9 protein-coding genes are annotated in these 8427 nt (G+C 30.7%); 6 read left to right on the plus strand and 3 right to left on the minus strand.

Annotated features, from left to right (window positions below; translation table 11 throughout):
- The 5 genes from B3R94_RS04815 to B3R94_RS04835 form a co-directional block, all read left to right on the plus strand.
- The coding region (locus tag B3R94_RS04815) for a hypothetical protein (RefSeq protein WP_291089602.1) at positions 1–562 on the plus strand (562 nt) is incomplete at its 5' end.
- Positions 563–637: 75 nt separating this feature from the next.
- Positions 638–2419, plus strand: a complete 1782-nt coding sequence (locus B3R94_RS04820) for an aminopeptidase P family protein (protein WP_280046241.1) — start codon at positions 638–640, stop codon at positions 2417–2419.
- Positions 2420–2587: 168 nt separating this feature from the next.
- Positions 2588–2968 (plus strand): Fur family transcriptional regulator, encoded by a 381-nt coding sequence (locus B3R94_RS04825; RefSeq protein WP_291073876.1) that lies wholly within the window; start codon positions 2588–2590, stop codon positions 2966–2968.
- Positions 2956–3702: a class I SAM-dependent methyltransferase gene (locus B3R94_RS04830; RefSeq protein WP_313567219.1), complete on the plus strand. Its 747-nt coding sequence runs from the start codon at positions 2956–2958 to the stop codon at positions 3700–3702. The genes B3R94_RS04825 and B3R94_RS04830 overlap by 13 nt, the downstream gene beginning before the upstream one ends.
- Positions 3699–4406 carry a ZIP family metal transporter gene (locus B3R94_RS04835; protein ID WP_115000739.1) on the plus strand — a complete coding sequence of 236 codons (708 nt, stop codon included), beginning with the start codon at positions 3699–3701 and terminating at the stop codon, positions 4404–4406. The genes B3R94_RS04830 and B3R94_RS04835 overlap by 4 nt, the downstream gene beginning before the upstream one ends.
- A gap of 45 nt (positions 4407–4451) precedes the next feature.
- Here B3R94_RS04835 and B3R94_RS04840 read toward each other — a convergent pair whose 3' ends face one another.
- Both B3R94_RS04840 and B3R94_RS04845 read right to left on the minus strand, forming a co-directional pair.
- Positions 4452–5045, minus strand: a complete 594-nt coding sequence (locus B3R94_RS04840) for a hypothetical protein (RefSeq protein WP_115000743.1) — start codon at positions 5043–5045, stop codon at positions 4452–4454.
- Between the two features lie 114 nt (positions 5046–5159).
- Positions 5160–5858, minus strand: a complete 699-nt coding sequence (locus B3R94_RS04845; RefSeq protein WP_038331486.1) for a pseudouridine synthase — start codon at positions 5856–5858, stop codon at positions 5160–5162.
- A 71-nt stretch (positions 5859–5929) separates the two neighbouring features.
- Between B3R94_RS04845 and B3R94_RS04850 the strand changes: the two genes are divergently transcribed.
- Complete coding sequence (locus B3R94_RS04850) at positions 5930–6673, plus strand: hypothetical protein (protein WP_038331483.1); 744 nt, start codon at positions 5930–5932, stop codon at positions 6671–6673.
- 196 nt (positions 6674–6869) lie between these two features.
- Here B3R94_RS04850 and lpdA read toward each other — a convergent pair whose 3' ends face one another.
- Entirely contained in the window at positions 6870–8270 is a 1401-nt protein-coding gene (gene lpdA, locus B3R94_RS04855) for a dihydrolipoyl dehydrogenase (RefSeq protein ID WP_286485107.1), read from the minus strand.
- Positions 8271–8427 lie beyond the last annotated feature (157 nt).

Below are 8427 nucleotides of genomic sequence, written 5' to 3' on the forward strand. Positions count from 1 at the left end.
AACAAGGGGAAGATTACATAATAAATTAATAAAAAATAATCCCAACAGAATCGATTATTATACAACGAAAACCTACTTCTATTTTATTTCAAATATGTATGATAATTTTATAAAAGAATCTGAAGCTATATTGATTCAAGCTAAAAATAATAAGAACAATTGGTATAATTTAACTGATACTAATAAAGCAGATAGCCAAGTATTATTAAAAGTTTTCTACCCGTATATTAAATTTATGGCACCGATAAGAAACAATAATGATGAATATTATTTAGAAATTGTTGTAAAATTATTTGAAACTTATTTACCAAACACATCTGATCAATACTTAATTAAAGCTTGGGTACAAAACAAATTAGGAAAAGAAAATTTAGCCATTGAAAGTTTAGAAAAAGGACGAAAAAAATTCCCTAATAATCTTGATATCACTATTCAATTATATGAATATTACTTTTCTATAAAAAACCAAGAAAAAATGACTCAATTAAAAGATGAAATTTTTAATTCTAAAAATAAAGATTTAATAAACCAATTTCAATCTATTATAATAAATTATAAATAAAATTTTAATTTTCTTCAATTTCATTCTTCGTACCTTTCGGCTATTAAAGTTTAATTTTTTAGAATTCGATATAAAATGGAAAAAATCACAGATCGTCTTTCAGCTTTGAGAGAGGTTATGAAACAAAATGGAGTTAGCGCAACAATTATTCCTGGAACAGATCCGCACGGAAGCGAATATTTACCAAATCGTTGGAAAGAGCGTACATGGATTTCAGGTTTCAATGGATCGGCTGGAACTGCAGTTGTAACATTAGAAAAAGCGGCTGTTTGGACGGATTCGAGATATTTTATTCAGGCAGAAGATCAATTAAAAGACACGACTTTTGAGTTGATGAAAATGAGAATGCCAGAAACTCCTTCTATCAACGAATGGATTATTTCTCAATTAAAAGAAGGAGAAGTTGTTGGTCTTAATCCGCAAATGTTTGCGCACAATGCTTTTGCAGAAAATTATAACGAGTTTTCATTCAATCAACTTTCAGTTAAAAATATTGATTTAATTGATTTAGCTTGGCAAGATCGTCCTGCTTTACCAGAGAATCCATTCTATATTTATGATGTAAAATTTGCTGGAAAATCTGCTTCAGAAAAAATTTCGGAAGTACGCAATGAGATGAAAAAAGCGAATACAAATGTGTATATCATGAATTCGTTGGATGAAATTGCGTGGTTATTTAATATTCGTGGAAATGATGTTAACTATAATCCATTGACAATTTCATATGCCGCTGTGGATACAGAAAATGCGTATTTATTTATAGATGAAGCAAAAGTAACTCCAGAAACAAAAACTGCTTTAGCAAATGAAGGAATTACAATTCAACCTTATTTAGCGGTTTACGATTATTTAAAGAAACAAAACGAAAAATCGCATGTATTGGTAGATGGAAATCGAGTTAATCAATCGTTATACGAAGCAATTTCTACTTCTTCAACTATTAATTTAATTGCTTCTCCAGTAACAAACTTGAAATCTGTTAAAAATGAAATCGAGCAAGAAGGTTTTAGAAATGCAATGGTAAAAGATGGTGTTGCTTTAACTAAATTCTTCATGTGGTTAGAAGAAAATATTGACAATAATATTAATGAAGTTACAATTGATGAGCAATTGAAATTTTTCCGTTCGCAACAGGAAAATTGTAAAGGTGCAAGTTTCGGGACTATCTGTGGATACGCTGATCACGGCGCAATGAACCACTACTCTGCTTCGCCTGAAACTGCTTATACATTAGGTCGAAAAGAAATGTTGTTAATCGATTCTGGAGCTCAGTTTTTGGAAGGAACAACAGATATTACGCGCACATTGATGTTAGGAGAACCAACAGCGCAACAAAAAACAGATTACACCTTAGTTCTTAAAGGAAATATTGGTTTATCGGAAGCTATTTTTCCTGTTAATTCTCGTGGTTCTTTGTTAGATGTTTTGTCGCGTAAAGCGCTTTGGGAAAACGGTTTCAATTATGGGCACGGAACTGGACACGGAGTTGGTCATTTCTTATGTGTACACGAAGGGCCACAAAGTATTCGTTTAGAAGAGAATTTAACTCCACTAAAAGCTGGAATGGTGCTTTCTAACGAACCTGGTTTGTATCGCGATGGTGAATACGGAATCAGAATCGAGAATCTAATGATTGTTCAACCAGCGATGTCTACTCAGTTTGGTGATTTCTTAAAATTTGAGATTATTACAGTTTTCCCAATTGAGAAAAAATTGATTGATGTTAATTTAATGACAAATGAAGAAATTACTTGGTTTAATAATTATCACCAATTTGTTTTTGAGAAAATTTCTCCATTCTTAGACGAAAAAGAAACTGTTTGGTTGAAAGAAAAATGTGAAGCGATTTCTAAATAAATCAATTTTATTCAACAAAAATTCATTCTGAACTTGTTTCAAAATTAGAAATAAAAATATAGAAGCTAAAAATAAATTCTGCCTTACAAAAAAAATCCTATTCACTTTCGAATAGGATTTTTTATTTCACATAAAATTTGTATTATTGCAACATATTTGCATTAAGAAATGAAAAGACGAAATACACCAACCAAACAAGCGGTTATAGATTTGTTCAATTCGTGTACGACTGCATTAAATCAGGAACAAATTGAGACACAATTGCAAGGAAAAATGGACAGAGCAACGATTTATCGTATTCTGAATAATTTTTGCGAAGACGGAATGATGCATAAAGTTGTGGGAGATGACGGCGTAAATTATTTTGCAATGTGCAAGACATGTTGTGAGCATGTAGAGCATCATCACGATCATTTTCATTTTCGTTGCACGACTTGCAATCAACTTATTTGCTTAAAAGAAGAAATAAAAATTAGTTTACCCGAAGGATTTTCGATGCAAGATTGCAATTGCGTCATCACAGGAACTTGCCCAAATTGCCAAAAATAACAACAATGGATTTACAATGGTTTGTAAAATGGTTTAACTCGCCATATTATCATATTTTATACAAGAACAGGAGTCTTACAGAAGCGGAAGATTTTATTCAAAAAATCACGAATTATTTACAACTTCCACAGCACGCAAAAGTATTAGATTTAGCATGTGGAAAGGGGCGACACGCTATTACATTAAATAAATTAGGTTTTGATGTTTTAGGTATCGATTTATCTGAAGAAAGTATCAAGTACGCTAAACAATTTGAAAATGAATATTTAAAATTTGAAAAACATGATATGCGCGAAGTCTATCATCCAAACGAATTTGATGCAGTTTTCAATCTTTTTACAAGTTTTGGTTATTTTGAAAATTATGAAGATAATTTTAAAGTTTTTGAAGCTGTAAAACAACAAATAAAATCGCACGGAATTTTTGTTTTGGATTATCTGAATGCAGAAAAAGTAGTTTCGAAAATGATTCCTTATGAAGAAAAACTGATTGATGGAATTTTATTCAAAATCACAAAATCTGTCCAAAATGGTTTTATCAAAAAAGAAATTGATTTCAGAGATAAAGGTGAAATATTTCATTTTGAAGAATTTGTTCGTTTAATTTATTTCAACGATTTCAAAAAAATATACGAAACAGAAGGTTTTATTTTAGATAAAGTATTTGGAAATTATAATCTTGATGCTTTTGATGAACAAACTTCTGACCGATTAATTTTAGTTTTAAACAAATGAAAGAAAGTTTAATCTTAATTTCAAGTGTGTTAATTGGAGTTTTATTTTCTCGAATATTACTCAAAAATAAACACAATTCAAAACTGCTACTAACCTTTAGTGGAGCGTATTTCTTGGCGATGACTGTCTTAGAAATTTTGCCTCAAGTCTATGGACATCCATCTGAAAATCATAATCATCATTCGATAGGATTGTTTGTTTTATTAGGTGTTGTTGTGCAATATATTTTAGAAACGATCAGTAAAGGCGTTGAGCACGGACATATTCATTTGCACAAAAAAGAGCAATTTCCTTTCGGAATTTTTGGTGGATTGTTTTTACATTCAATTATCGAAGGAATCCCTGTTGCAAATGCAGAATCTCACAATTTTATGTGGGCAATTTTTGTTCATAATATTCCAGTTTCGATGATTTTATTTAGCGCATTATGTCAACATACAGAATCTAACGCAAAACGTTTTCTGTTTATGACTTTGTTTGCATTAGCTGCTCCAATGGGATATTTCTTAGGAAAACATACGATTATTTCTAATTATTCTTTGGAAATGAGCGCAATTGTTTCGGGAATATTTTTACATATTTCAACCGTAATTTTGTTCGAAAGTAATGAAGGGCACAAATTTAATCTGAAAAAATTCGGTTCTATTTTGGTTGGATTTATTCTCGCTTATCTCACGGTTTCTATGCATGTGCATTCTCATTAAAAATATAAAAAAAAGAAGTTCAAATTTGAACTTCTTTTTTGTTTATTATAACATTTTTCGATGATCTAAAACTAAAATTTCTCCATTCGAAACAAATTTCCATTTTTGATCTTTCTTACATTCAGAATTTGGTGTTGCTGATTTAATATCAAATTCAACTTCTTTGTTTTTCATCAAAATTGAAGTATGATAATCGCATTCGCCAAGTTTTACATTGGTTGAAACATTATCATTTGCCAATAAATCCGTTTCTGGGATAGATTTTATTGCTTCATTTATAATATTCAAATCTAATTCATTGTAAATCAAATCAAAATTATCTGTGACTAAATTTGTCGATAATCGAAACGAATTTGCTTCAACATCTGTCCTAATCGCAGTATTTTTGGTATTCAAATCTAATTCTTCGATACGTTTTGGACAATCCAAATAATCTGGAATTTTTTGCGCTTGTTTACTTTGTAAATCTTTCTGAAAAGCTTTAAGTTCAGAAAATAATTGTTTTTTTTCGGGTGAAGCTTCTTTAAATTCTGTTGTTTCTGTTAATTCTTGTTGAGTGAGCTTTTTAATTTCAGGTTTATTTTCTGAACAATTAAATAAAAGAAATAAAGTAAAAAATGAGTAAAAATAATGTTTCATAAGCAAGAATATTTGGTTCTACTAATTTATGAAACATTATTCTCAATTTCAATTATTTAACGTTCTGAATTATAAATTTAATATAAATGATAAATTGAGAAATATTAATTAAGATTATTTATATTTTTCTAAATCTAACCCAAGAATATCTCCAACTTTAGAAAATTCTTCATTTACCTTTGCATTCAAAACAAGTTGTTCATTTGTAATTGGATGATTAAACACTAGTTCATGCGCGTGAAGCATCATTCCTTTCAATCCAAAATTCTCTAACCACAATTTATTTTGTTTGTTACATCCATGTGGACGACTTCCCAAAATTGGATGAAAAATATGACGAAAATGCTTGCGCAACTGATGCATACGACCAGTTTCGGGAATTGCTTCTACCAAACAATAACGTGAAGTCGGATGATTGTTATATTCTAAATCAATTTCTGCCGTTTGTAAACGATGAAAATAGGTAATTGCATTTTGCTTTACACCATCATCATTCGTCAAATCATAGTCTATCGTCATTTCTTCTGGCGACCAACCACGCAAAATAGCCAAGTATTTTTTCTCAACTTCGCGTGTTGCAAAACGATCATTCATAATTTTTAAACTTTCTTTATCTAAAGCAAAAAGCAAAACTCCTGACGTTTTACGATCCAAACGATGAATAGGATAAACATGTTGCCCACCGATTTGATTACGTAATTCCTGAACTGCAAAAACAGACGCATCACGCGCATAAAAAGATTTGTGAACCAACAATCCGCTCGGTTTGTTAATGGCAATAATATATTCGTCTTGATAAAGAATTTCTAACATTTGGCAAAAATAGAAAGTTATTTTCGGTTAGAAAATAGAACAGTCTTATATTTATTGTTTAATAAAATTGAATGAAAAAAGGATTGATTATTGGAAAAGGTTGGTTGGGATCAAGATTAGAAAAGTATTTAGAAAAGCAATTTTTGATTGAAACTACGAAACGAATTTCGGATGCAGAAAATTGTTTTTCAATCGATTTTGATCATTACAAATCTGAAAAAATTAAACACAATCATGATTTTGTTATTGTGACAATTCCATTTGGAAGAAGAAATAATTTAGAAGATTTACAAAAACGGTTTCAGCATTTAATTGACTTTTTAGATGATTATAACAATCAACTTATTTTACTTAGTTCAACAGCTATTTATCCTGAAAATAATGAAATTATTTCTGAAAATTCAATTGAAACTTTTTATTTAAACAACCCTTATTATTCAATTGAAAATCAATTAAAAGAAAAGTTCAATCAATTGATTATTTTACGCTTAGGTGGATTAATGGGAGACGATAGATTTCTTTCTAAATATATAGATTTATATAGTCAAAATCTATCTCAAATGGTGAATCATATACATTATCTAGATATTTGTCAAGTGATTGAGAACTTGATTAATTCAAATAAAAATTCATCAATTTATAATGTTGTTGCACCAAAACATCCTACCAAAGAAGAAGTGTTAGAATATCAATTAAACAAGGAAATTATTTCCGCTACAAATCGAGAAGGAAAAATAATTTCAAGTCAAAAAATACAAGATGAATTTAATTATGAATTTCTTTACCCAAACCCAGTTTACTTTAAGGAAAATTAATTTCTTCTCTTTCGTTCTTTCGATTTAAATACAAAATAAAATGTTATCACTGATATAACAGTAATTAATATTGTGTCCCAATTTTCTTTGAATAAAGTCGTGATATTTTCCATTCTTGATGTTTATAAAGTTTAAAATTATAAAAAAAGCTGCTCTTACGAACAGCTTTTTAGGAATTTATCTTAAATCTATTTGATTAAGCGTGAATTGGACGATTGTCTGTAGCAGCTAAAGCAGCTTCTTTGATCGCTTCTGAGAATGTTGGGTGAGCATGAGACATTCTTGTTAAATCTTCTGCAGATGCACGGAATTCCATTGCTACAACTCCTTCTGCAATTAAATCAGCAGCACGAGCACCAATAATATGCATTCCTAAGATTTCGTCTGTGTTTTTATCAGCTAAAATTTTAGCAAAACCGTCTGTATCCATAGATGCACGAGCACGTCCTAAAGCTTTGAAAGGGAAAGAACCAACTTTGTACTCTACTCCTTCTTCTTTTAATTGCTCTTCTGTTTTACCAACTCCTGCAACTTCTGGCCAAGTATAAACAACACCAGGAATTAAGTTATAGTTGATATGAGGTTTTTGACCTGCTAATTGCTCAGCAACTAAAACACCTTCTTCTTCTGCTTTATGTGCTAACATTGCACCAGCAACAACGTCACCAATCGCATAAATGTTAGAAACATTAGTTTGTAAGTGATCGTTTGTTTTGATACGACCTCTTTCGTCAACCTCTACTCCTACGTTTTCTAAACCTAAAGATCCTGTGAAAGCACGACGACCAACTGCTACTAAAGCGTAATCTCCGTTAATTTCAATTTCTTCTCCTTTTTTAGAAGTCGCTTTTAATGTAACATCGTTTCCGTTATTTATAACAGAAGTTACACCTGTAGAAGTGTGGAATTTCATTCCTTGTTTTTTCAATACTTTAGTCAATTCTTTAGACAAAGCACCGTCCATCCCTGGAATAACGCGGTCTGCATATTCTACAACTGTTACTTGAGAACCTAAACGTAAATAAACAGATCCTAACTCTAATCCGATAACACCACCACCGATAACGATTAAGTGTTTTGGAACTTCTGTTAAAGCTAATGCTTCTGTAGAAGTGATGATACGAGTTTTATCTGTTGGCGCAAATGGTAATTCAGATGAAACTGATCCTGTTGCAATAATTGTATTTTTAGCTTCAATTTCTTGAGTAGAACCGTCTTTAGCAGTTACAACAATATGAGTTGCGTCTTTAAAAGCACCTGTTCCTTCTAAAACATCAATATTATTTTTACTCATCAAGTATTTGATACCAGCTACGTTAGTATCTACAACACCTACCTTGCGAGCAATCATTTGAGTGAAGTTTACCTTTGGAGCATCGATTTCGATTCCGTGCTCTTTAAAGTGATTTACAGCATCGTAATAGTGGTGAGAAGAATCTAATAAAGCTTTTGACGGAATACATCCTACGTTAAGACATGTACCTCCTAAACTTTCTTTCTCGATAATTGCTGTTTTAAATCCTAATTGCGCTGCGCGAATAGCTGCAACATATCCTCCAGGTCCAGCACCAATTACGGCTACATCATAAGAACTCATATAGTTTTATTTTGATTTATTATTATAATTAATTTAAACTCTACAAATATAACCAATATCGAATAGATTTTCGTTATAAAATTGTAATGAATTTTGTTAGCTAATTGGGAATAGTATTGATACAATTATTATAGTTTTAATGTAATCTTCCCCTTGT

It is taken from the genome of Empedobacter sp. UBA7611 (assembly GCF_002484365.1).
GTDB lineage: Bacteria > Bacteroidota > Bacteroidia > Flavobacteriales > Weeksellaceae > Empedobacter > Empedobacter falsenii_B.